Origin of the sequence: Peribacillus sp. NPDC097675, assembly GCF_050277655.1 — a bacterium.
Taxonomy (GTDB): domain Bacteria; phylum Bacillota; class Bacilli; order Bacillales; family DSM-1321; genus Peribacillus.
The window spans coordinates 81308-106906 of the sequence record NZ_JBNNSK010000009.1 but is presented as its reverse complement, the minus strand read 5'-3'; the positions used below and the strand labels follow the sequence as shown (position 1 = coordinate 106906).

The 25599-nt window shown below is 38.3% G+C and carries 23 protein-coding genes; 16 read left to right on the top strand and 7 right to left on the bottom strand.

Translation table 11 applies throughout. The annotated features are described in order from the left end of the window. Positions 1-61 precede the first annotated feature (61 nt). The gene (locus tag ACQKL5_RS14515) at positions 62-1246 is read right to left on the bottom strand and encodes an alanyl-tRNA editing protein (RefSeq protein WP_427609595.1); all 1185 of its coding nucleotides are present in this window, start codon (positions 1244-1246) and stop codon (positions 62-64) included. Positions 1247-1590: 344 nt separating this feature from the next. On the opposite strand from ACQKL5_RS14515, the gene ACQKL5_RS14510 reads away from it, so the two are divergent. The 4 genes from ACQKL5_RS14510 to ACQKL5_RS14495 all read left to right on the top strand — a co-directional run bounded on the left by ACQKL5_RS14510 (position 1591) and on the right by ACQKL5_RS14495 (position 7655). Beyond that, complete coding sequence (locus ACQKL5_RS14510) at positions 1591-3198, top strand: GGDEF domain-containing response regulator (protein WP_427609594.1); 1608 nt, start codon at positions 1591-1593, stop codon at positions 3196-3198. Between the two features lie 208 nt (positions 3199-3406). Then, positions 3407-3790, top strand: a complete 384-nt coding sequence (locus ACQKL5_RS14505; RefSeq protein WP_427609593.1) for a response regulator transcription factor — start codon at positions 3407-3409, stop codon at positions 3788-3790. After that, positions 3765-6668 carry an ATP-binding protein gene (locus ACQKL5_RS14500; protein WP_427609592.1) on the top strand — a complete coding sequence of 968 codons (2904 nt, stop codon included), beginning with the start codon at positions 3765-3767 and terminating at the stop codon, positions 6666-6668. The genes ACQKL5_RS14505 and ACQKL5_RS14500 overlap by 26 nt, the downstream gene beginning before the upstream one ends. A gap of 114 nt (positions 6669-6782) precedes the next feature. Next, on the top strand, positions 6783-7655 hold the full coding sequence (locus tag ACQKL5_RS14495; RefSeq protein WP_427609591.1) for a CvfB family protein: 873 nt from the start codon (positions 6783-6785) through the stop codon (positions 7653-7655). Positions 7656-7704: 49 nt separating this feature from the next. Here the strand turns inward: ACQKL5_RS14495 and cotJC are convergent, their stop codons facing one another. The 3 genes from cotJC to ACQKL5_RS14480 are packed head-to-tail and all read right to left on the bottom strand — an operon-like array spanning position 7705 to position 8790. Then, on the bottom strand, positions 7705-8274 hold the full coding sequence (gene cotJC / locus ACQKL5_RS14490; RefSeq protein ID WP_427609590.1) for a spore coat protein CotJC: 570 nt from the start codon (positions 8272-8274) through the stop codon (positions 7705-7707). Positions 8275-8286: 12 nt separating this feature from the next. Then, positions 8287-8553 (bottom strand): spore coat protein CotJB, encoded by a 267-nt coding sequence (locus tag ACQKL5_RS14485; RefSeq protein WP_427609589.1) that lies wholly within the window; start codon positions 8551-8553, stop codon positions 8287-8289. Between the two features lie 3 nt (positions 8554-8556). Further along, the gene (locus ACQKL5_RS14480) at positions 8557-8790 is read right to left on the bottom strand and encodes a spore coat associated protein CotJA (protein WP_402968949.1); all 234 of its coding nucleotides are present in this window, start codon (positions 8788-8790) and stop codon (positions 8557-8559) included. 256 nt (positions 8791-9046) lie between these two features. Here ACQKL5_RS14480 and ACQKL5_RS14475 point away from each other — a divergent pair, with 256 nt between their 5' ends. The 4 genes from ACQKL5_RS14475 to ACQKL5_RS14460 all read left to right on the top strand — a co-directional run bounded on the left by ACQKL5_RS14475 (position 9047) and on the right by ACQKL5_RS14460 (position 13446). After that, on the top strand, positions 9047-9838 hold the full coding sequence (locus ACQKL5_RS14475) for a LysM peptidoglycan-binding domain-containing protein (protein ID WP_427609588.1): 792 nt from the start codon (positions 9047-9049) through the stop codon (positions 9836-9838). Positions 9839-9983: 145 nt separating this feature from the next. Beyond that, positions 9984-12104, top strand: a complete 2121-nt coding sequence (gene recQ, locus ACQKL5_RS14470; protein ID WP_427609587.1) for a DNA helicase RecQ — start codon at positions 9984-9986, stop codon at positions 12102-12104. A gap of 133 nt (positions 12105-12237) precedes the next feature. Next, positions 12238-12444: a cold-inducible protein YdjO-related protein gene (locus tag ACQKL5_RS14465; protein ID WP_402968958.1), complete on the top strand. Its 207-nt coding sequence runs from the start codon at positions 12238-12240 to the stop codon at positions 12442-12444. 807 nt (positions 12445-13251) lie between these two features. Further along, positions 13252-13446: a cold-shock protein gene (locus ACQKL5_RS14460; RefSeq protein WP_402968961.1), complete on the top strand. Its 195-nt coding sequence runs from the start codon at positions 13252-13254 to the stop codon at positions 13444-13446. A gap of 121 nt (positions 13447-13567) precedes the next feature. On the opposite strand, the gene ACQKL5_RS14455 is transcribed toward ACQKL5_RS14460, so the two are convergent. Beyond that, entirely contained in the window at positions 13568-14440 is an 873-nt protein-coding gene (locus ACQKL5_RS14455) for a YitT family protein (protein WP_427609721.1), read from the bottom strand. A 381-nt stretch (positions 14441-14821) separates the two neighbouring features. Between ACQKL5_RS14455 and ACQKL5_RS14450 the strand changes: the two genes are divergently transcribed. The 7 genes from ACQKL5_RS14450 (at position 14822) to ACQKL5_RS14420 (ending at position 22622) form a co-directional block, all read left to right on the top strand. Continuing rightward, positions 14822-17008 (top strand): PAS domain S-box protein, encoded by a 2187-nt coding sequence (locus tag ACQKL5_RS14450; RefSeq protein WP_427609586.1) that lies wholly within the window; start codon positions 14822-14824, stop codon positions 17006-17008. 43 nt (positions 17009-17051) lie between these two features. Then, entirely contained in the window at positions 17052-18233 is a 1182-nt protein-coding gene (locus ACQKL5_RS14445) for an MFS transporter (protein ID WP_427609585.1), read from the top strand. Between the two features lie 284 nt (positions 18234-18517). Next, positions 18518-19309: a GDSL-type esterase/lipase family protein gene (locus tag ACQKL5_RS14440; RefSeq protein WP_427609584.1), complete on the top strand. Its 792-nt coding sequence runs from the start codon at positions 18518-18520 to the stop codon at positions 19307-19309. Beyond that, positions 19306-20220: an ABC transporter ATP-binding protein gene (locus ACQKL5_RS14435; RefSeq protein WP_427609583.1), complete on the top strand. Its 915-nt coding sequence runs from the start codon at positions 19306-19308 to the stop codon at positions 20218-20220. The genes ACQKL5_RS14440 and ACQKL5_RS14435 overlap by 4 nt, the downstream gene beginning before the upstream one ends. Beyond that, positions 20213-21193 (top strand): ABC transporter permease, encoded by a 981-nt coding sequence (locus ACQKL5_RS14430; RefSeq protein ID WP_427609582.1) that lies wholly within the window; start codon positions 20213-20215, stop codon positions 21191-21193. The genes ACQKL5_RS14435 and ACQKL5_RS14430 overlap by 8 nt, the downstream gene beginning before the upstream one ends. Before the next feature lie 97 nt (positions 21194-21290). Then, the gene (locus ACQKL5_RS14425; protein WP_427609581.1) at positions 21291-22127 is read left to right on the top strand and encodes an MBL fold metallo-hydrolase; all 837 of its coding nucleotides are present in this window, start codon (positions 21291-21293) and stop codon (positions 22125-22127) included. A 63-nt stretch (positions 22128-22190) separates the two neighbouring features. After that, complete coding sequence (locus tag ACQKL5_RS14420; RefSeq protein WP_427609580.1) at positions 22191-22622, top strand: CBS domain-containing protein; 432 nt, start codon at positions 22191-22193, stop codon at positions 22620-22622. Positions 22623-22668: 46 nt separating this feature from the next. Here the strand turns inward: ACQKL5_RS14420 and ACQKL5_RS14415 are convergent, their stop codons facing one another. Both ACQKL5_RS14415 and ACQKL5_RS14410 read right to left on the bottom strand, forming a co-directional pair. Continuing rightward, positions 22669-24645, bottom strand: coding sequence for a S9 family peptidase (locus ACQKL5_RS14415; RefSeq protein ID WP_427609579.1), 1977 nt, complete (start codon positions 24643-24645; stop codon positions 22669-22671). Positions 24646-24789: 144 nt separating this feature from the next. Beyond that, the gene (locus ACQKL5_RS14410; RefSeq protein WP_427609578.1) at positions 24790-25110 is read right to left on the bottom strand and encodes a YckD family protein; all 321 of its coding nucleotides are present in this window, start codon (positions 25108-25110) and stop codon (positions 24790-24792) included. A gap of 268 nt (positions 25111-25378) precedes the next feature. Here ACQKL5_RS14410 and ACQKL5_RS14405 point away from each other — a divergent pair, with 268 nt between their 5' ends. Then, a complete protein-coding gene (locus ACQKL5_RS14405; RefSeq protein ID WP_427609577.1) occupies positions 25379-25525 on the top strand; it encodes a lmo0937 family membrane protein in 147 nt (48 codons plus the stop codon). Positions 25526-25599: the final 74 nt, after the last annotated feature.

Sequence of the window (25599 nt, the reverse complement as noted above, 5' to 3'; positions counted from 1 at the left end):
CATTTATCCCCTCCCTTTCCTATTTATTTGGTGATACCAGCCCATTTGAACCTTAGTTATTTTACTCCTGCATATTATCCAGTTTATCGGCTGCAAACGTATAGAAATCCATCAAATCTGCCTGAGATGTGAAACCAGCTTGTGCTGATTTTGCCTTGCCCCCACCCTTTCCATTGTATGAAGGGAGCCACCTCTTAAAGAAATCTCCACAATGAATTAAAAGGCTGCCATCGTGTGCCAGGAGGACCTTTTGTTCTTTTACACTCACGAATAGAACGGGAGATTTTTCTTTTTGATGGATGGTGGAAGAAAGCAATTGCAGTTCCTTCAATGTCTGGTCTGCGAAGACATGATGTATAACACCATCTTTATTGTGTGTTAGCAAAGATTCAGCAAGGAATTCTAGATGTTTAAGCTTGAGTTTTTCGTAAGCCAGTGTTAGCTTGTCATGATCATTTTCCAACTTTTCCACCCTGTTGAGAATATCAACACGGCCGGTGTTAAACTTTGATGATAACTTAGATAGGATGTTTAGGCTGTTAGTAAAGTCATGCAACGCCCTGGATCCACATTTAAAATAGAGTCGTGTGCAATCTTTCTGTTTTTCCGTTTTGATAATTTTAATGATCCCGATTTCTCCGGTTTGTTCCACGTGCGTTCCACCACAGGGATTATATTCAATTCCCTCAATTTCTACAATTCGGATGTCTTCTGTCACGGTAGGCATTTTTACTACAGGTAGTGTCTGTAATTGATCACTTGTCACAAAGTATGTATGTAGCTTGCGGTTCTCGTAGATATACTGATTGACAAGCTGTTCCGTTTCAAACGTTTGTTCATCAGTCCAGGAAGGTGTACTGATGTCTATATAGACAAAGTCTTGACCTAGGTGGAAGCTGACAGTACGTGCTTGAAATAGTTCCTGGCAGACGGCGGACAATAAGTGCTGCCCACTATGCTGCTGCATGTGATCAAAACGGCGTTCCCAATCCAGTACGCAATGTACGAAAAGCGAAATCGGCTTGCATTTGAGTTTGTGGAGGATATCCCCATTTTCATTTAATGAAATATCAAGGATCGGTATGCCATCTATGGTACCGGTATCCCTCGGTTGTCCTCCCCCCTCAGGATAAAAAGCTGTCTCATCAAGCAGGATATAGTAAAATCCCTCCTCTTCAAAGATTTCTAGAATTTTCGCTTCCCATTTAGATACCTTGGATGAAACATAATATAATTTTTTTGTCATGAAATTCTCCAATTCCTTTCAGCAGTCAGTGAAATTATAACATTTCAAATGATATGATTTGAACAAGTGTGCTATATCGGCTGAGAAATTCAAATATGTAGTCTTTAGGACAAACTTTCAAATATATTCATTAGATGGTATATTCGCTGTTTATAGAAAAAACCTTTTGATGTAAAATATTCCTGAAAGAATATACTTAAGACCTAATTCAAATATAAATACTGGAATAAGGGGTCGGCTATTAGTAATTTATATCTAAATAGCGTATAACCTATTTCCTATGCTATGTGTTTATTTACGTAGGTTAAGAAAGGGTCAAGTGATTTGAATTGAAATTGGAAAATATGGAAAAATATAAAAATTACCTCTATGAAAATATTAAAAAGCAGCTTTCCAGTTGGTTGGAGTTAGATGAAACGAAAACGGTCACTACAAAAGAGGTCTATCGGTTTCTTCATTCCATAAAAGGAACCGGAGGCACTTTACAGCTATGTGGCCTCATGTTAATTACGGAGAATCTCTTAGCCAAGCTCGATGAAGATAGTGATGAAGTATGGCAGCAAGAAAAACTTAAAAATCTACTTTTCGATTTAATCGAACATACCTATGAATACGAGCACTTTGCTGAGATGGAGATAAAAGAGAAGCCGGCCCGTGATTCACAGGCCCCACTCATCCAAATCATTGATGACGACATTTCCATGTTGATCTTATTAAAGGATATTCTTGAGGAAAAAGGATGGATGGTCATAACGAATGCTGATCCGATAAAAGCTACAAAACAGTATTTTGAGATGCAACCAGATTGCCTCATTCTGGATATCCAGCTACCTACGAAGGACGGTTATCAAGTTCTACAGGACATACACTTGCATAATGAAAAGTACTTCATCCCAAAAATTATGATTAGCATTCAGAATGACAAGCATTCACGAATTAAAGCTTATAAAATGGGTGCCGATGATTTTATTAGTAAGCCCATAGATATTGAAGAATTTATTGTGAAAATTGAAAGGCACATTCAGCGTAAGAGGATTTTCGACCAATCTGTCCTGATTGATGAGCTGACTCAAGTGTACAATCGTAGGTTTCTTGAAGATGCAATGCCCCGTTATTTTCAGGATTTCAAGCGGTCCGGACATCTTTTTTCGATTAGCATCATCGATTTGGATCATTTCAAGAAAGTGAATGACTCATATGGACATGCGATGGGTGATGTCGTTTTGATGGAATTTGCCCAATTCATTAAAAATAACATCCGCAGTTCCGATCTGATTTGCCGTTATGGTGGCGAGGAATTCGTAATAATTTTTCCGCGAACGACCAATGCGGAAGCCAAGAACAAGCTATGGGAGTTAATAAAGGTTTTCTCCGCGAAAAGGTTCACCTATGAAAATCAATATTTCTCTGTTTCGTTTTCAGCAGGTGTTTATACGGTTAATGATAGAAGTATTACCCCAAAAGAGGCGTTTGAAGGGGCAGATTCTTCTTTATATGAAGCAAAGAGATCGGGTCGGGGGCGAGTGGAGAGCATTCAAAAAACAAGTTTTAAAAAGAAATGCCTAAATGTATCAGTGATAGATGATGACATCATTATTAGGACCATCTTAACGAAAACATTACAATCGATGGACTTTCCTCATTACGACTTAAATATAGCTGTATATGAAGATGGATGTTCTTTTTTGAATTCAAATCGGTCTAAAGAAAATAGCTCTCATTTTCTGATACTAGATGGAATAATGCCGACCATGGATGGCATTGAAGTACTGAAGGAAGTGAAAAATGGAAAAAATGCCGATTGTTTCACCGTTTTGATGCTAACCGGCAGAAAAAGTTCGGAGGATATCGCCACTGCGTTGAAAATGGGCGCGGATGATTATGTTACGAAACCATTTAATATTGTTGATCTTCAAGCACGTATGGAACGACTCCTAAAAAAAATGATGTAGAGAGAGGGTTTAAGCATATTGTTACCTAACTGGGCGAGAAAACTGTCTATTTAGCAGATAAGTAATATTTTTAATATTTTTGCCGATATAAGAACTGAAACGGAATTACCGATGGAAAATAGGGATTATAGCTTTTTATATCATGCAATTAGTTTATGGGGAGTCATTAAATCCTTCTATTATGATTAAACCTTAAGGAGGATAAAGTGTGAAACGAATTCTATTAGCAGAAGATGAAGAAATCTTACGAATGTTGGTTGTGGATACACTGGAGGATGAAGATTACGAGGTCGATGAAGCCTCTGACGGTTTTGAGGCGGTGCAATTGCTCGCTAAGAAAAGTTATGATCTTATCATCTTGGATTATATGATGCCGGGCTTTACTGGCTTGGAAATCATTGAAAAGATCAAGTCAACCGAAATTGATAATAAAGGAAAAATCATGATGCTTTCTGCAAAAAGCCAGCAATATGAACAAGACAGAATTTTAGAAGCGGGAGCGGACTATTTCATGGCCAAGCCATTCAGCCCAATCAAACTTTTAGAGAAAATAGGGGCCATTCTAGATGAAGCTGAAACAATTTATAAATAAGAACCTTTCTCGTCAAGTATTGACTCTCATGTCTGCTTGTATCATCTTTTTTATAGTGGGTACGGGCATTTTATTTTTTGTATTGCAGTCACTGAATGATGAGTATTTCCAAAAACGGCATAGTATTGTGGAAAAAGAATTGTTGTTGGATGAAATTTATGAGCAATATAATAATGTTTTTTTGGATGCAAGAGGGTATATAGCATTTGGGAACGATTCATATAAAGAAAAAGTATGGAGTAGGGAAGATAAGATTCGAACAAGTATTACGGATTTCCAGGCAATATCCACTTCAAATGAGGATCAAGTAACATACACAGAGCTGGAGAAATTTACGGATTATTATTTCACTGCCATTAAGCCTACTTTTTTAAATGTGGAATTGAATGGGGCCCGAATGAAGGGGAAGCAAGCGGAAAACAGCGAGATTACTGATCGAGTTGTGGGTTTTCGCAAAAATATAAGAGCGTATTCTTCTGCATTTTCAGAAAAACTTGATGAAAATGCAGAGGCCTTAGCAAAGGAACAATCCATTTTACAAGGGGCCTATATCGGATTCGTAATTATTTTTTTACTGATCTTCCAGCAAACCACCAGAATCATTATTAGGAATATCGGAAAGCCTTTGGCTGATTTTTCATCTGCAGCTAACGAGATTGCGGCCGGTAGGGACGCAATCATTTCAGTAGATGAAAGTCGAGAAGATGAATTAGGCGTATTGGCCATAGCCTTTAAGAAAATGATCGCTAGTATTCAGGAAAAAGAGCAGGAATTGATGGCTCACAATGAAGAATTACTTGCACAACAAGATGAACTTCAGGCACAGCAGAGTGAACTTCAAGAAACGCTTGGCCTCATCACAGAAAATGAGCAACAGCTCACTAGAAGAAATAAATTAATAAATGGTATTTCTACTTCATTGGAGAAAAAAGAGGTCCTTAATAGTATTGTCTATAATATGAGCAGCCTGATTGGTGCAGATCGTGGCATGATTACATTAATTAACGAAGACTCGTATGCTTCTTTTGGTATTTCAGAATATGGTGTAAAACAATATCGAAAGAACATTCATAATGGCTTAAATAAACGTCTTTTAGAAGAGAAGAAGCCGTTTACGGTTAAAAGGGAACAGAGCATTAGCGAAAAAGGCTATCATGAAAATACCAATTATTGTTATGATTTATATCTTCCGGTTTTATCAGCCTTACAAGAGGTCGATGCCATTATGGTTTTCAGCCGTTATGGCTCAGCTTTTAGTGTTGAAGAAATGGCTGAATATGAAATATTAGCCAAGCAGATTTCGACTTCACTTGATAAAATCAAGCTGTATGAACAAACGGAAGATAATCGCCGGTTAAATCAAGACATTTTGAGTACGATACAGGAAGGGATTCAATTAATAGATCAAGATAGAAAAATCGTTCAAGTAAATCAACAATTTTGTGATATGTATAAACCTGGTTCCGCTCCTGGGCAAATCATAGGCTCTCCATGGGAAAAATGGAGTGGGGAATTGTTAAGGCAAATTGGCCGTGAAGATTCTATGGATTCCTTCGAAGAAGCAATAAAAATGGCGAATATAAAAGGTGACTATGAAGATCGCACATTCACTTTTCAAAAGAAAGAGACAAGACAAGTCTTTAAGGTTTATTTTGAGACAATAAGATATGGTGAAGAAGCATATGGGACGATTGTGGTTTACCGTGATATTACGAAAGAATATGAAGTGGATCAGATGAAGTCTGAGTTTGTCAGTACGGTAAGCCATGAATTACGAACTCCTCTCGCGAGTGTCCTTGGTTTTACAGAATTAATGTTAAACAAGTCTTTAAAACCAGAGAGGCAGACAAAGTACTTGCAGACCATCTATAATGAGGCGAAGCGGCTCACTGCTTTGATCAATGACTTTTTGGATGTTCAAAGGATGGAATCAGGTAAACAAACCTACGAAAAAAAATATCTGGAAATCCTGCCGCTGTTGCAAAAGATCATTGAGAATTTAGAAATTAGCACATCCCTTCACGATATTCGACTACTTGTAGAAACGGATGATCTCATGATATTAGGCGATCGGGAAAAAATTGAACAAGCCTTCATGAATCTGCTGAGTAATGCAATTAAATACTCTCCTGATGGAGGAAAGATTCTCATACGTTTGTTTAGCCAGAACGAAGTATTATGTATTGATATCGAGGACGAAGGGCTGGGGATCCCTAAGGAATCGCTACCGCATTTGTTTCAGAAATTTTACAGGGTCGATAATTCAGATCGTAGGCGGATTGGCGGCACTGGTCTAGGATTATCCATTGTGGAAGAAATCATCAAATCGCATGGAGGCCATATTACGGTGATATCGGAGTATGGAAAAGGGAGTAAATTCAGCGTTTCTTTCCCGAGGGTAACTCTTAAAGAAGAACGTACAAATACAGATGGTCAATCAAAGAAACTAAGTTATGATATTATGGTCATTGAAGATGATTTTAATTTGGCTGAACTATTGAAATACGAACTGGTTGATAGTGGCTTTCAAGTCAGCTATTACAAAAGTGGAGGAAAGGCCCTTCAAATGCTGAAGCAGTCTCCTCCGGATGCTATCGTCCTAGATATTCTCCTTGAAGAAGGTGAAATGGACGGATGGACCATCATGAAAGAATTAAAAGAAAGACCAGAGCTTAAGGATATCCCCGTTTTTGTATCGACTGCTCTTGATGAAAAAGAAAAAGGATTTTCGCTTGGCGCTAAAGAATACCTGGTCAAGCCATACAAACCCAGTCAATTATCGAAAGTGATTATGCACACTTTATTGAGCAATGGAAAACAAGGGCAGATAATGGTCCCTCGTCCATCCTTGGAGAAGGAAGCAACCTTTGAAAAATAAAATGTTCGAATAGGTGTACAGAAAGATAAAAAAATGATAGATTCAAATATGTTGGAAAAATAATTATTTGGGTACAATTGTAGGTAAAGGTAAGTTACAGGAGGATTTTTATACATGCAAAAAATTCAGGCCGGTATGGCTGTAGAGTTACAAGTAGAACGTAAGGCTGATTTCGGTTGGTTCCTGACTGATGGTTCGGAAGATGTCTTGCTACACCATAATGAGGCGAATGAAGGTACTGAACTTGAAATTGGCGATGAAGTTACAGTATTTATTTATCACGATAAGCAAGCAAGATTGACTGCAACAATGAATATTCCGGAAATACAAATTGATAAATACGGTTGGGCTGAAGTCGTCAATGTCCAAAGGAAACTAGGCGTTTTTGTTAACATTGGACTTTCCAAAGATATACTTGTATCTCTAGATGATCTTCCGAACATTGACCGCTTATGGCCGGAAGTGGGAGATCGTCTATATATTTGCTTGAAAACGGATCGAAATGATCGTCTGTTCGGCAGACTGACCACAGAAGATATCATACAAGAAATCACTGTTCCGGCTCCTTTAAAGGGGATCCGCAACACGACGGTCAAAGGGAATGTGTACCGTTTACTGATGGTCGGTTCTTTCTTTGTCTCGGAGGAAGGATACCGCTGCTTCATTCACGAAAGTGAACGGAAGGAAGAGCCACGCCTCGGTGAATTTGTTGAAGGCCGTGTTATCGATAGTAAGGAAGATGGTACACTTAACGTTTCGTTGTTCCCATTTAAGCAAGATCTAATGGAAGAAGATGCCGATATCATCTACACTTATTTAATGAACCGCGGAGGTGCGATGCCTTATGGTGATAAGACCCCACCTAATGATATCCAGTTCCATTTCGGTTTAAGTAAGGGGGCATTCAAACGTGCTCTTGGTAAATTGATGAAAGAAGGAAAGATTTATCAAGAAGAAGGATGGACGTACTCTTCTGATCGTAAATGATGAAAAGCAGCGGGATTTTTTATCCGCTGCTTTTTATTATGGAATTTAATTAAAAGATTTTCTTTTTACCCTTTTCTTCTTTTAAGATCTCTACTGCTTCCCGAAACCTCATGGAATGCACAATTTCCCGCTCCCTTAAGAACCTTAATGAATCATTGATGTCCGGGTCATCTGAGATGTCGATTAGCCATTGATAGGTTGCCCTAGCCTTTTCTTCAGCTGCGATATCTTCATATAAATCCGCAATGGGATCGCCTTTCGCCTGAATATACGTAGCCGTCCATGGGTTCCCGGCAGAATTTTCATAGAAAAGGGCACTGTCGTGATTTACATAGTGTTCGCCAAGACCAGCTTCTAACATCTGTTCAGGAGTGGCATCTTTTGTGAGCTTATAAATCATAGTGGCGATCATTTCCAAGTGAGCGAATTCCTCTGTTCCAATATCAGTTAGTAACCCGATCACTTTATCCGGAATGGTATATCGTTGATTTAAGTATCGAAGGGCGGCAGCCAATTCACCATCAGCGCCCCCATATTGTTCCCTCAGATATTTAGCGAGTGTAGGGTTGCACGTACCAACTTTTACGGGGTATTGCAGCTTTTTTTCATAAATCCACATAAATATCTCTCCTTAAACCTGCCATGGCCAGGGTCCTTGACCCCATTCCCATTTATTTTCCCCATCTGGACTGTTCCCGTATTGAAGCAATGGACCGTATTTAGGTTCGAATGCAGCCTTCAGCTGAGTAGAGTATTGGTGAAATTGGTTGAATTGTTGCAGAGCTTGCTGATCATGGGGATGTGTATCCAAATAAAGTGTCAGCTCAACAAGTACGAAATCAGCAGCTTGTATTTGTCCGAGTAACTGGTAATATTCTTCATCCAGTTTCCTATTCATTAACTATTTCTCCCTTTCTCGATAAGGATTATCATAGTAATCGTAAAAGAATTTCCAGAGCGTTCCATACTTTAGTGCTTCTTCTGGAGTGAATTGTTCCAAGTTTGGCGGCTGAAAATTAATATACAAATTCGGAGGTGTTCGGTAATACTTCCTTCCGAGTGGTGGGCATGGATCGAATTTGCTATGAAAAGGCTTATAGGACTTGATTAGGGTAAATGTCTTTTCTTTTGCCAAAGAAATTCCTCCTCTCCAATTGAGGGCAGCCATTAATATGTATGCTGTAGTTAAAGGAATATGCTTAAAGAAAATCAATCAAATGCTCATTACATTTTGGCTAGCATAATTTTAGTAGGATTAGGTTTGTTATCATGCTGTTATCTTTCTGTGATGTTTGACATCTATTCTTTATCTGTTTGTTCTTTGTAGAGAAAAAAACTGTGATAGTATTTAGAACATAGCTTTTGAAAGAGTTCACAAGGAGGTACGATATATGAAAAAATCTATTTTATCGTTAACGGCCGTGGTAGCCATATCAGGAGCATTTACAATACCCGTACATGCAGAGGAAGTTAAAGTCAAAGACGGAGATACACTATGGGGAATATCTCAATCACATAAAGTTTCAGTAGAAGATATTAAGTCTTGGAATCAATTAAAGTCAGATTATATCTATGTGGGAGACACTATACATATTTCCCAGGAAGAGCAATATACCGTTAAATCTGGGGACACCTTATCGAAAATAGCAGAAAAATATAATGTTTCTATTAATGATCTTAAGTCATGGAATAATTTAAATACAGATACGATTCATCCTAAACAGGCTCTTGTCATTAAACCGGCAGCTAATAAAGTAGAGGCGGCGTCTACGGGTCCAGATAGTAAGCCAGAGCAAGCTGCGCCAGTACAAGAAGCTGCACCTTCACAGCCTGAAAAAACAGAAGAAGAAACTAACGGTTCGAAAAATGAATCTACGAATCAAGATAATGTAGCAAAGGAAATGACTGTAAGAGCAACAGCATATACAGCTGATTGTCAGGGTTGTAGCGGTGTCACTGCAACAGGGGTAGATCTCAAGGCAAATCCAAATGAAAAAGTTATATCTGTCGATCCGTCTGTCATACCACTAGGAACAAAAGTGTATGTAGAAGGCTATGGCTATGCTACGGCAGCTGATACAGGCAGTGCAATAAAGGGCAATAAGGTTGATCTCTTCATTCCTAATAAAGAGGATGCTCTTAACTGGGGAGTTAAAAACGTTAATTTGAAAATCTTGAATTAAAACATGATTTATATAAAAGACGAATAGACACAGAGAAATTCTAGACACAGAGTAATTCTGTGTCTATTTTTTATTCTTTTTGTTAATGACAAAAACGAGTACAATAAGGGTAATAAAATCGTTAGGCAATTGGAGGAGTAATACGTTGATAGAAAAAGCACGTGAATATCTGCAACAGTATTTTGGATATGAATCATTCAGGACAGGCCAGGAAAAAATTATTGAACAAGTATTAGATGGAATAAACACGGCGGGTATTATGCCGACTGGTGGAGGAAAATCAATATGCTACCAAATTCCTGCCCTACTTTTACCTGGGGTTACACTCGTTATATCTCCATTAATCTCATTGATGAAAGATCAGGTGGATGCCCTTGAACAAAATGGAATCGATGCCACTTTTTTAAACAGTTCCATATCAGGTACAGAAGCTTCAGAAAGGATGCGAGATATAAAGCAGGGCAGGTACAAGCTAATATATCTTGCACCAGAACGACTAGAGAACCAAAATTTTCAGCAAGAATTGGCTAATCTGGATATATCGATGGTTGCGATAGATGAAGCTCACTGTATCTCCCAGTGGGGTCATGATTTTAGGCCGAGCTATCTGAAAATCAAGACCTTTTTGAAAGAAATGCCTACATCGCCTATAATTCTTGCCTTAACGGCGACTGCAACCCCGCATGTAACGGATGATATCTGTCAATCATTGGGGATTTCGCCTCAACATACGATATCAACAGGGTTTGCCAGGGAAAATTTATTTTTTTCTGTCGTCAAGGAAGAGAACCGTGGACGATATTTGATGCGATATATTGAGAAGAATAAAAATGAGTCCGGAATCATTTATGCTGCGACAAGGAAAGAAGTCGATTCGTTATACACTAAGCTGAACAAAGCGGGTATCAAAACAGGACGGTACCATGCTGGAATGAATGAACAAGAGCGTTCTGAACAGCAGGAGCTTTTCATTCGAGATGATCTTCCTTTAATGATTGCAACCTCAGCTTTTGGTATGGGCATTGACAAATCAAATGTTCGATATGTCATTCATTATCAAACCCCGAAGAATATGGAAAGTTATTATCAAGAAGCAGGGCGTGCAGGACGTGACGGGCTGGATAGCGAATGCATTCTGCTGTATTCTCCTCAGGATATGCAGATACAGCGATTCCTAATCGATCAATCCACACCCTCCCCCGATTGGCAAGCACAGGAATTAAAGAAACTTAATAAAATGAAGGATTATTGTTTTACTGAAGGTTGTTTACAGGCATTCATACTCCGCTATTTTGGTGATGAGAACCCCGAGGATTGTGGACATTGTGAAAATTGTACGGATAAACGAGATTCTGTAAACGTGACGACACAGGCCCAAATGGTCCTTTCATGTATGTTACGCATGGGGGAACGGTTCGGAAAAACAATGATCAGTCAGGTGCTTACAGGTTCCCGTAACAAAAAAATAGAAGAGTTTGGCTTTCAAAAACTTTCAACCTATGGCATCATCAATAACCAATCGGCTAAAGATGTTGCAGATTTCATAGATTTTTTGACCGCAAAGCAATTCATCGAAATGACAGGTGGGCAATATCCGGTTCTTAAAGTCACCAATGCAGGCAGGGAAGTGCTGCTTAACCAGAAACAAGTGTTACGAAAAGAAGTCAAACAAGTCACCAGCATTAATATGGATCATGGCTTGTTTGAAGAGTTACGGAGAGTCAGAAAAGATATCGCAAGTGCGGAAAATGTACCGCCATTCATTATCTTCTCGGATGCCACTTTAAAGGATATGGCTGCTAAATTACCAAAGACCGAGCAAGAGTTCCTTGAGGTCAAAGGTGTGGGTAAACAAAAATTCGATCGTTTTGGACTTGCATTTTTAGAAGCTGTTAAATTTTATTTGCAAGCACATCCTGATGTTGAGTCGAATATAATATATAAAAAAGAGACGACAAAAAGAAGTACAGAACCTTCACATATAGAAAGTTATCACTTATATAAGGAAGGTAAATCAATTAAAGAAATAGCAACATTAAGAGGCCTGTCTACAATTTCCATTGAAAACCATTTAATTAAGTGTGCGGAAGAACAATTGGATATAAATTGGGGAGATTTTTTCAATCAAGGAGAGTACGAACTTGTATTGGATACAGCTAAACAACTGGAATCTGAAAAACTGAAACCGTTGAAAGAAGCGCTTCCTGACCATTTTTCATACTTTAAGATAAAAGCGATCATGGTAAAAGCCACTTTGAATAACTAATAAATGAAATGTTGGTTATTTTTTTTCATTGGATAAATAATAAGTTGATTTGTTACGCATACTAAGATAGATAATTAAGCGAAGAATTCCACGGCTTAAATCATGATTTTTACTTAAAAGAAGGAGGTTGCTCATGTATTTTGGTAAAAAGAATTCAGAGGAACCAGAAATCATAATGGAAGATACTATAGTATATGCTTGCGGGTCAGCGGATTGTAATGGTTGGATGAGGAAAGACTTTGCCTCAGCAAACTATGATTGTCCAATGTGTGGTAGTCAATTAATCGAAGAAGTTAGAGAACTTCCAAAAATAGAAAATGAATATAATGCGTTTAAATAAAGGGGTAATATCTTACCTCTTTTTATTTTTGGGAAGATGAATATGAAATATTCGAATTTCACAACTGCTGTTTACAACTTAATATGTATGTGCTATAATGAAATTTCAGTGTTGCTACAAGAAAACACTAAGAGGGTAATTTAAAAGATACATTTTTATTAATAAAATAATTTTCATCATTTTTGATGAAGTAGAAACAAGTTAAGCACTACTAGAAAGAAATACGTCTTATCACCAGGTATTTTCCTCGATTCATTTTGATCTTCATTAACTTACTTCTATGTAGCCATTTATCTTTTGGATTTAATTTTCCCAATTGGAATTACGGACGGTTTAATTAATAAACGTGTACTTATTAGCTTTCACCTGATTCTCACAGGCACGGTCTAGGAGCCGTATGGATGAGAGAGAGGCAGGGCTTTCATTGTTTTAGGTTTTGGCACTAAAATTACTCTCAAGCTCGATTAGCTTAAAACTAGGCGACGAGCTAGAAGAATCAGCAATATGATTCTTGAATATAATTTAGCTAAAGAAAATACTTGGGCTTTCAATTGTTGGGTATCTTAAGCTTTTCTCAAATACATTTTGAAGAAATATGTTATAATGTATAATGAGATATTTAAATTTGGTTGTGATCTCCTGTTATTTCCACTCATTCATTTTGAGTGTACAGTAAATAATCTTAGATATGTAAATGAGTGTATGCTCACAATTATTTAGATTAATCGCTAGCTATTCTTCTTTATCTTTATGACATTTGCAGGTGAAAATGTGCGAAGTCAATTTAAAATCTAAGGAGTGAGATATATGTATAGAAGAAATAATACGGAAGAAATCATTCCTGAAGAAACTAAGGTGTGGGAATGCACATCAGAAGATTGTAAAGGATGGATTCGGGATAACTTTACAAGCAATGATGAGCATCTATGTCCCTTGTGTGGTAGCGAAATGAAACAAGGTACGAGAATGCTACAAGCAATCAACAATCCAAGAAATTATTAAGACCATCAAAAAGGCTGAAGGGAATTTCCCTTCAGCCTTTTTTCGTACAACAATAAGTTGACTGAATTAATTTAAATGGAGAGATTTGTGAAAGGAAAGAAGTTTTATGAACCATCTTAAATTAATGAATATCTTTCTTCTTAAAACGTCCCCCACGGACTTCGGCAATATCACCGACGGCCAGGAAAGCAGAAGCATCGAAGCTTTTTACGATATCTTTAAGTTTAGCTTCTTCAAGACGGTTTATTACACAGAATATTACTTTCTTATCATCCCCTGAGTAGGCACCTTCTCCAGCTAAAAAGGTCACTCCTCGTCCTAAGCGGTGCATGATTGCGCCCCCAATGTCTTCAAATTCATCACTGATGATCCAAACAAATTTAGATTCATCCAAACCGGCAATGACGATATCCATTGTCTTGTAAGCAACAAAATAGGCTAAAATGGAATACATGGCACGATCCCATGAAAAAACAAATCCTGCACTTCCAAGAATGAACAAGTTAAAGAACATCACTATCTCTCCAACGGAGAAAGGAAGTTTCTTGCTGGCTAGAATGGCAAGGATCTCTGTTCCATCTAATGAACCACCATAACGAATAACCATTCCAACACCAATTCCAAGTATCATACCGCCAAATGCGGAAGCAAGGAGAATATCTTGAGTGAAAGCAGGTACATGATGAAGCAATGTGGTAGTTAAGGAAAGAACTAATATTCCATAAAGAGTAGATAAAGCGAAGGTTTTTCCGATTTGTTTATAGCCAATAAAAAAGAAAGGAAGATTTAAAACAAAAAGAAAGATACCAAGTTTGAAGTTAGTGATATAAGATAACATAATGGATATGCCGGTGATTCCGCCATCGATAACATTATTGGGTACTAAGAAAATTTCAAGGCCCACAGCCATTAAGACGGCTCCAATCGTAATTAAAAGGCCCCTTTGTAAAATCTGCCTAGGCGTCAATTTTTTATGCTGTGTCTTTTTTTGCATAATTTCTGCTGTATTTGCGCTTGCCAGGTCTGACATTATCATGCCCCCACTCCTTCTATTATATATGATTTATTTAATTATAAACTTATACGAGTTATTAAAAAAGGAATAAACACTTTGCCCTCGCTCGTTTTATGAACAAAGCCACTGAATTTTTATGCTTTACTGATTTATGGACACTTTTTATTTTACTCGATACAAAGGGAAATTATTTGTCATTATAGTTTTTTTATAACAATAGACAAAGCTTCATATGTAGCATTTTATGAAAGGAATCTTGAATATCTTAGGAAAGACAGGTAAAAAGTAATAAAAGTCTTTTAGCTGTCCGGAAAGTACATTACAATATAGGATAATAGAACGATAGAGGTGACTATGTCAATGGAACAATCAATTGTATCATCCAATCCAATTCTTTTTATAATTGCAGCACTTTTGACCTTCATGGCTTGCTATACGGCCCTGGATTTGCTGACAACATATATTACGGCAGAAAAATATAAACGTCTATTGTATCTAGGAAGTACCTGCTCCATGGGTGTGACTTTATGGACGATGAATTTTGTGTATGTATTTACATATGAGAGTAGTAGAACGACAACATACAGCTTTTCCTTAATCATAATTTCTTTAATATTGGGCGTTATTTTCGTCGGGGTTGGACTGTTAGCCATTTCCGATTATCCATCGATGCAACAAATATTTTTTTGCAGCATGATGTTTACGATGGCTTTGCTCTCGAATTATTTAATTGGCCTGTATCCTTTAGGTAAATCCTTGGCTCTTACTCCATGGTTGTTAGGCATCACACTAGTGATCATTTTATGTTCGTTTGTTATAGGATTCTCCCTTTTATTTTACAATAAAAAAGTAAGTCAATCTTCTTTAAAGCCATTTAGTACCATTATTATGAGTGGAGCGATTATGGCAGGGCATTTTCTTTTTTCTCGTGGGCTCTCGATTACACCGGGAATGGTAAACATAAAGGAAGTTGTCGAATTGACACCTTTCATGGTCTATTTTGTGTGTTTCGTTTCATTATTTATCCTTGCTAACTTAATTGGTTCTAGCACAATTGTCGGAAGACGTTTGGCAAGGAGTGATAATCAAGTGAGTGATATCCGGTATGCTTTGGACCAATCTTCAATAGTCGCCATTACGGATGCAAAAGGCACGATAACCTATGTTAACGAAAAATTCCTGGAGATTTCCCAATATGAAGAGCATGAATTAATCGGAAGAAATCATTCTATCATTAATTCTGGGTATCATTCTAAAGAATTTTTTACTGAACTCTGGCAGACGATCAGTAACGGTCAGACATGGCATGGCGAAATCTGTAATCAGGCAAAAAACGGAGAGCTCTATTGGGTGGATACAACAATTGTGCCTTTTATGAAGAAAGGAAAGCCATATCAATATATTTCCATACGTTCGGATATTTCTAGTCGTAAAAAGGCGGAGGAGGATTTAAGGGCTTCAATTAAGGAATTAGGGGATATGCACTATGCGATTAATCAGTCATCCATTGTAGCTATCACGGATAATAAAGGAATTATCGTTGAAGTTAATGAAAAATTCTCGGAAATTTCTGGGTACAGGAGAGATGAGTTAATTGGTCATACGCATAAAATCGTGAATTCAGGTTATCATTCTGCGGAATTTTTCGAAGATATGTGGAAGACCATTCAAAATAAGAAAGTATGGAAAGGAGAAATTAGAAACAAAGCGAAGGATGGTAGTTATTATTGGGTAGATACCACAATCGTACCTTTTTATACTGCTGAAGATAAGCTTTTCCAGTTTCTTGCCATTCGCTATGATATTACTGAGCGTAAACAAACAGAAGAAATGCTTTATCGACAGGACAAACTGGCAGCAGTCGGACAGTTAGCTGCTGGAGTGGCACATGAAATCAGGAATCCTCTTACCTCGATGAAAGGGTATACTGAATTTTTACAATTAGATGAAACCGATATAGAACGGCAAGAGTACTTAGAGATTATAATGGATGAAATTAACCGGGTAAATGAGATAATTGAGGAATTTTTAGATTTGGCAAAACCACAGACCTTGAGTTTGGAAACGAAAGATATTGTCCCGATTATCCAAAATGTAATCTCATTAAATGAATTTGATGCCAAGAAGAAAAATATTCTTCTCTTCTTTACTTGTTACCATGAAGAAATTCATGTTCAATGTGATGAAAATCGTTTGAAACAAGTTTTGCTAAATTTCATTAAGAATGGAATGGAAGCAATGCCGCAAGGAGGAGAAATCAGAGTAAGTATTGAATTAAAGGAAGAAAAAGTACATATTTCAATCATAGACACAGGGGTTGGGATACCACCTAATCAACTGAGAAAGTTAGGTGAGCCATTTTTCACGACTAAAAAGTCAGGGAATGGGTTAGGGTTAATGGTTAGTTTTAAGATCATTGAAAGTCACCAAGGGCGTGTTTTTGTTGAAAGTGAAGTGAATAAAGGGACTGTATTCAACATCGTTCTTCCTTTGAAAATGCTAAATAAAAGAAAAAGGATAGAAAGAGAGAGTCGCCAAACCGTCTAGTATTAATACGAGGGAATGGATGACTTCATGGGGGATTCTACTATTGGATAAATTAGAAAAAGGTAACATAGCACGATTAAAGAGCTTTTACCTTTTTTCATTCTTTGCTGTGGGTAGTTTGACGCCACTTTTAAGCGTCTATTTAGCTAATGTGGCCGAGTTGAATGGAATCGAAATAGGATTCATTATGTCTGTAGGACCAATGGTAATGATCTTTTTTCAGCCTATTTGGGGAATGATATGTGATTGGAGTGGAAAGCCAGCTAAAATTCTGGCACTGACTTCAGTACTTACGGGAACGATTGGGTTAGGATACATGTTATATGAACCCTACTTCTTGTTAGTCTCTGTAGCGGTGGTTCTGGCAATATTTCAAAGTGCGATCATACCCGTATCTGATAGCATTACGCTCCAATATACAACAAGGATACATGCGGATTACGGGAAAATACGTTTGTATGGTTCTCTTGGTTTTGGAGTGGCGGTTTTTATGATGGGCAAATTATCGGAATCTTTCTTTGGACCTTCCATTATATTTTACGTGTTTTTTATAACGCTTCTTCTAGCTGCTTTTCTAGCTCTATATTTACCTGAAGAGCGAGCCCAAAGAAAACCGAAGCTATTAAACGGGATAAAAGAGCTTTTGGTTATGAAGCGATTCATTATTTTTCTGGCAGTGACCTTCTTGATTTTCGGTCCTAATCTTGCCAATAATGTGTATTATGGTCTTTTTGTCGAGGCAAGAGGAGGAACATATACAGGGATAGGCATTGCTTTCCTGTTAGCTGTCTTGTCAGAGATACCCTTCTTGCGAATGGCTGGCAGTTCGATTCTTAAATTGGGATTATTGCCTATTACATTATTGGCAGGAGCTGCCTCACTAATCAGGTGGTTGATATATTTTCTAGAACCTAGTTTAGCGATTGTCTATGTATCATCGATCATTCAAGGGTTTTCACTTGGGTTATTCATTCCGGCAGGGTTGCAATATATTAGAGAAGTGGTACCTATTCATATAACAGTCACAGCAATTACTCTCTATTCTGCAATTGGGAACGGGCTCGGAAACTGGTTTTGCACATTTTTCGGTGGTATTATAATGGATCGATCGGGGATTTACATGGTTTACCTATTTTTCGGTTTTCTTGCAGTACTTGGATTAATCCTTACAGTATGCCTTATGGTAATCGAGAAACAAAAATGGGCCAGAGGAAAGTCATTGTAGAAAGATAAGAATTGTTGATATGCAGTATATAATCCTTTTTTTTCATTAATTGGTTCTGCTCACTTTGTGAGCAGGCCTTTTTTTGCTTAAAAGAGATTTTTATAAAATAGTATTGAGGTTTCTACCTATAGGTCACGAGAATTAACTATTCTAGGGGATAGATAGTCCTTTGGCATGAATTTACAGCTTGAATGGTAAGTACTATTGAAGAGTACACTTCTTTTTATTATTGGAAATAATGTGTTTAAATGGATATAAGTAAAATCTAGGGAGGATGAATGCGTTTGAATAAAGTCAGAGTGATGGGAACAACAATTATAGCGGCGCTTATCGGCCTTTTTTTCCTAATTTGTGTGGGGTGGGCGCTTTATGATTACTATGGAGAAACTTCTTCTGATATAGAAATAAAAGAAGCGAAACCGAATGATAAGAACATTCCAAAAGAATTTACTTTAGTTGCACTAGGAGATTCACTGACTCGTGGAACTGGAGATGAAAGCGGAAAAGGCTACGTCGGTCTAGTCGTTGAGGATTTAGAAGGAAGATTTAAGAGTAAACCCCGTGTTCACAACCTCGGAGTAAAGGGACAGGTTTCTGAGGAATTAGCCAAACAGGTCAAACAGGTTGAGGTCAAACGTCAAATACAGTCAGCGGATGTCATCATGATTACTATTGGTGGGAATGATTTATTTCAGCAAGGGCAGACCTTGTACGATTATGATTTTGCAGTTACCTCTGAATTACAAGAACAATATTTGAAAAACTTGAACTCAGTTTTAAAGGAAATCACTAAATCCAATGATACGGCTACCATTTTCATGATTGGTCTGTATAATCCTTTCATCGAATTGAATGAAGATTATGATACAAACAAGATAGTACGTGATTGGAATGCCGTTACAGCGGATGTGATAGCCGAATATGAAAATGCCGTATTTGTACCAACCTTTGATTTATTCCAATTATCAGTCAATGAATATTTATATTCAGACAAATTTCATCCGAATAAAGAAGGATATCGTTTGATTGCGGAGAGGGTCTCTTCATTAATTCAATGGGAAGGGGATGCAAAATGAGTAATGTGACGTTGTCCGTGAAAGGACTGAAAAAAACGATTGGCAAAAGGGAAATCATAAAGGGGATAGAGTTTGAACTGACAGAAGGAGAAGTATTCGGATTCTTGGGCCCCAATGGTGCTGGAAAAACGACGACGATAAGGATGTTGGTCGGCTTAATCAAGCCAACATCAGGGTCCATTGAAATATGTGGGTACGATGTACGTAAGAATTTTACGAAAGCAATGCAACATCTTGGTTGTATTGTTGAAAACCCAGAACTTTATCCCTTTTTAAGCGGCTGGGACAATCTACTTCATTTTGCACGGATGCTACCGGACGTTGATGAGGTCAGGATGAATGAAGTCATTGAGCTTGTAGGACTTCAGGCACGTATCCATGAGAAAGTGAAAACTTATTCGTTAGGGATGAGGCAACGTCTTGGCATAGCCCAGGCAATGTTGAACCGGCCTAAAGTATTGGTCTTGGATGAACCGACTAATGGGCTTGATCCAGCTGGAATCCGAGAAATGCGCCAATTTATAAGAAAGCTTGCTAGAGAAGAAGGCATGAGTGTATTGGTTTCTTCCCACTTGTTAGGTGAAATTCAACTTCTTTGTGATCGGGTGGCAATTATCACGAAAGGTCAAATCATTCAAACTGATACGGTGGAAAATCTATTGGTTGCCCAAGAGAGAATGATTTGGCGGGTCGAACCATTTCAAAAGGGAAGTGAAATTCTAAGTGAATATACAGAGATAACGATAGAACAGGATTACATTCTTACAAAATTTGATGAACAGAGTACCCCAGAATGGAATGCGGCATTAATTGAAGCTGGTGTGAAGGTGCTTGAAATGAATCGAAGACTTCCAGCGCTGGAAGAATTATTTTTACAAATAACTGGCAGTGGGGGTGCTGGTATTGAATAATCTGATTCAAAATGAAATGATGAAATTATTGGCAAAAAAACGGCTCCTTATTATTGGAATCATTGTAGGGATTCTAGTGTTGATGTTTACATATGCCCAGTATAAACAAGTCGAGGAGCAGCGAGAAAAGTTAGGTACTGATGATTGGCGTACCGCTGTTCAACAGCAAATCATTGATACTCAGAATCGTTTAAGCTCTAGTAGGATGCTTGATGAATGGCGAGAGCAGCTTCAGGTCAGCTTGAAACAGCAGCAGTATTATCTGGACCATGACATCAATCCTTCAGAACCTGGTGCTACGACATTCACGCGTATGTTTTTGGAGAATTCTATAGATTTATTCATTCCCCTTTTGATCATGATTGTAGCAAGTGATCTTGTATCCTCTGAGAACAGTCAGGGCACGATTAAGCTATTGCTCACAAGACCAGTGAAACGGTGGAAAATACTAATGAGCAAATACGTGACATTGTTATTAGCGGTTTCCCTCATTGTGGCCATGACTGCGATACTGTCTTATTTTCTATCAGGGATTGTTTTTGGCTATCATGGATGGAGCGCACCGACTATTACCGGTTTTGGCGTCAATGGAGGAGATGTTGATATCAGCCAGGTTAGGCTGGTAGAACAATGGAAGTTTCTTTTAATGGATATGGGACTAGTCTGGCTGGTGGCTGTAGTGGTGGGAACGCTATCTTTCATGTTGTCAGTCCTAGTTAAAAGTACCCCTGCAGGAATGGGGATCATGCTCGCTGCCCTTATATCCGGTGCCATTTTAAGCAACATGGTTTCCTCTTGGGAATCGGCTAAATATTTCTTTATGGTGAATTTAAAGTTAACGACGTATGTGAGTGGGACGGCCCCACCAATTGAGGGGATGACCTTATCTTCATCCGTCATAACGCTTCTGGTTTGGTGGGCAGTAGCCCTTCTTGTGTCTTTTTCCGTGTTTACACGGAAGGATGTCTTTTAAGGTAATGATCCTTGTACATCAAGCCGGGTTTTTATTAGTTAAACGTGGGTATCCTTAAAACGGAAGAGAAATATTAATATCGAAAGTGGAGGGGCGTATGGAAAATAATAACTTGAATAAAAAGGTTATTCCAATGACATCTGTTTCGAGCGGAAAAGGCCAGTTCGTGAATAGGGATTTATTTTGCTTGCCTATTCAAATTGTTAACGTCGTTTTTGTGGGAGCAAAAGATGACGGGAAATGGGTCCTGATTGATGCTGGCATGCCTGGTTCAGCAGATAAGATCAAACAAGAGGCTGAAGATATATATGGAAAAAATCATCCACCTGAGGCCATTATCCTTACTCACGGGCATTTCGATCATGTTGGGGCACTTATTGAATTATTAAAAGTATGGAAGGTACCAGTTTACGCACATCTAAACGAAATGCCTTATTTAACCGGGAAAAAAAATTATCCAGAACCGGATCCCACTGTTGAAGGCGGATTAGTGGCAAAGATATCTTGGATGTTTCCTAATGAGGGAATCGATTTGGCAGAGAAAGTTCAGCCCCTGCCGGAAGACCATAGTGTACCAGGACTTCCAGGCTGGAAATGGATGCACACTCCCGGACACTCGGAAGGTCATATCTCCCTTTTCAGGGAAAGTGATCGAAGTTTAATTGCCGGCGATGCTTTTGTCAATGTCAGACAAGATTCACTTTATAAAGTCATGACGCAGGAACAAGAATTGACGGGTCCTCCACGTTATTTGACAACTAATTGGGAAGCTGCCAAACAATCTGTCTTAAATCTGGCTGATTTGAAGCCAAATCTAGCAATAACTGGGCACGGGTATCCGGTTGAAGGAGAACAACTTGCCGAAGGCTTAGCAAGACTAGCAAAGGACTTCGACTCTTTAGCCAAGCCCGATTATGGGAAATATGTAGAATAATCCAGTAATTTGATAATAATCTTAGTATGAACGAATGCTTGAAATGCTAATTGGAGGAATTAGATGACTACTATAAGAGATATCATGACTTCAGATGTGGATTTCTGTACGGCAGAAGATAATATATATGAAGCGGCTTTAAAAATGAGAGATGACCAAGTCGGTGTTATTCCCGTTTTGGAAGATAATCGTTTAATTGGTGTCATCACGGATAGGGACATTGTTACGCGCTCGGTTGCGGAGAAAAAACCTAATTCAACAAAAATCACCGCTGTTATGTCTACGGACCTTGTTACAGGTACTCCCGATATGTCAGTGGAAGAGGCCGAGGAACTGATGGCGAGCGAACAAATCAGAAGACTGCCAATAGTAGAACAGGACAAACTCGTTGGCATTGTGGCGTTAGGAGACTTTGCCGTTCATCGTCAGACAAGGTCGGAAGCGGGAATCGCATTACAGTCCATATCAGAGGACCGAGATCAGATTCAGCATTAAAGGACAAAAACTCTGCTAGCCAATTGGCTAACAGAGTTTTTGTCCTTTATAAGTGTGTATTAAACCACTCCTTTATTTCCAATACATGACGAAGACGCATTTTGGGGGAGCCACTCCTTGAGACTTCATGGTTTTCATCCGGAAAGGAAACGAGTACTGCTTCTTTCTTTTGTCGTTTTAAAGCGACAAAAAATTGTTCACTCTGTTCAATAGGACATCGATAATCTTTTTCCCCATGCAGTAATAGCAAAGGGGTTTGAACATTGGCAACATACTTTAAAGGAGAGTGCTGCCATAGTTTTTCAGCAGAGTCATTTACATTTCCTCCAATTTCCCATTCAGTGAAGTAATAACCGATGTCACTGACTCCATAGAAGCTTAACCAATTACTGATGCACCGCTGGGTCACAGCCGCTTTGAAACGGTTCGTGTGGCCGATAATCCAATTGGTCATGAACCCTCCATAGCTACCGCCGGTCACACCTAGCCTTTTTGGGTCGATAAAGTCGTATGTTTCAAGAACATAATCTACAGCAGTCATTAAGTCCTTATAATCCATCCCTCCGTAATCATTACGGTTGGCATTGGCAAATGCCTGTCCATAACCAACACTTCCGCGTGGGTTAATGAACAATATAACATACCCCTCATTCGCCAAAGTCTGAAATTCATGAACATAACTATTGGCATACATCATATGAGGACCGCCGTGTATCTCCAATATGAGGGGGTATTTTTTATTTTCCTCAAAATTAATTGGTTTCATGATCCAGCCGTGGATGGAAAGGTCATCCATGGATTGAAAGGTAATAGGCTCAGGGAGTGATAAATCTCTACACTGTAAAAACTCATCATTCACAAAGCTGATTTGTTCTTTATCGCCTGTCATGAGGTTATAAACAAATAAGTCCCCTGGTTGAATAGGCGTACTTATGGCTACTATGGCCCTGTGGCTCTCAGGATCTATAGTAAGGCCGTAAACATGTTGAGGGTCAAGAATGGAAGGGTACATGGCACCTTCAATAGAACCATAGTAAACACCAGTATTTCCATAATCACTTATTAAGAAGTAAAAACCCTGACTGTCATTCGTCCACAAAATGCCTGGGTCAACTGCTCCCATTTGGAAATCGCCTATGCCAGAATTGCCTATCTCAACGTCCCAGCCTTCAGTCAAACACTGAGTCGTTCCATCAAATACGGAGTAGAGCCATATTTTTGAAAAAGTTGCGCCGGCGAACTCTTTCTTATGACCTATAAAGGATAAATACTCACCATTCGGAGACCATTTTGGATCACGAAAATAACCAGAGCTACCAGTTACCTTCCGAGTAAGCTTCGTATCGATATCCATAATGTATACATCGGTGAAAAGCCCATAATCACTTTCCAAAGGTTCACTGCTCATATAAGCAATCTGGGATCCATCAGGAGACCATGCACTTGGGTGACTATCCGTCTGATCTTCCGTAAGCATTAAACACTCACCATTATCTATGTCCACTATGACAAGTTGGTTATATTTATGATTAAAGTATCCTTTATCATCCCATTTATATTTAATCCGGTCATACCTTTGAACTTCCTTGGATGCATGGTTATCTGATTGTACGGAAAAAAGGGTTTCATTTTCAGTTACCATGGTCGAAAGGAGCATCTTTCTAGAGCATGGTGACCATATTGGATCGGAAGCTCCGTTGATAAAATGTGTCACCTGTCGGCACTCACCACCGCTGGAATGGATTAAGTGAACTTGGTTTTTCCCAGAACGGTCTGATAAGAAGCTGATGTATTTACCATCTGGGGACCAGCTAGGAGAAGTATTGCGACTTTCGCCGAAGGTCCATTGTTTCGTTTCAGAGGTGATAAGACTATACATAAATAAGTTGGATATGTATTTCTCCGTCTTTTTATTGATACTAGTTTGAACATATATGACTTTGCTACCATCGGGAGACAACTTAGGGTCAGTTACAGATTTCATATAAAGTAGGTCTTCGGCCGATATTCCTGTTATATTCATACTCTTCATCCTTTCGGTATTCGTCCTTATGTATTCGCTATAGGGAATTCTAAATCCTCTAGTAAATATTTTACACTTGGATAGCCTATACCCTAAATAAAAAAACCGTCCTTGAAAAAAGGGCGGTTTTGAAAAATATTTTTTTCACTTTGGCATATGTCTTGAATGTGAAGGGATTTGGAAATTATGCTCTTCCATCATCTTATAATGCTTTTCAAAGTGAGAGTACATTTTGTCTGCTTCTTCTTTAGTAAGTGCACCGTATTCCACATATTTTTCAATTAATTTCTTTTTGTCCGCTAGTATCCTTTTTTGGATGGTTGCTAGTTCTGATTTTTGGGTGTCAGTAAAATGTACGCCATCAGGTTTACCAACCTCTTGATTTACCTCTGCTGAAACAGGGACGTTCAGAATGGAGAAATATAGGGAAAGGGTTGCCAAACATATGACAAATGCTTTTTTCATGAGTCCATCTCCTTTAAAATTTTTTGATATGCGGCCGGGAACTTACGTTGATCATAAACCAGGCATATGAAGAATCCCGGATGATTCACCTTATTATCTTTAACAGTATTTACGTTTTTATGTATATTTTTGTTATAGAAAGAGTAGTTTTGATAGTAAGAGATTGGGGTAGTTTAAATGTAAGAATAAATTTGCCTACTTTCACTGTATTGATCTGTTAGGAAAAGGACATATGTGTTTGTTTGGCAGTTAAGGAAGGAAGAGAATTATGTTGTGGACAATAATTGGGGCCATCATTTTATTATGGATTCTCGGTTTGGTTTTTAAAATTGCGGCTGGTTTCATTCATATCTTACTCATCATTGCAGTTATTCTAATCCTTGTAAAAGTTTTTCAAGGATTACGCCGATCTTAGTGCAAAAAAAGGCAAGCTTCTAACTGAATACTAAATACGAAAATGGACGCCCTTGAAAAAGGAAGTCCATTTTT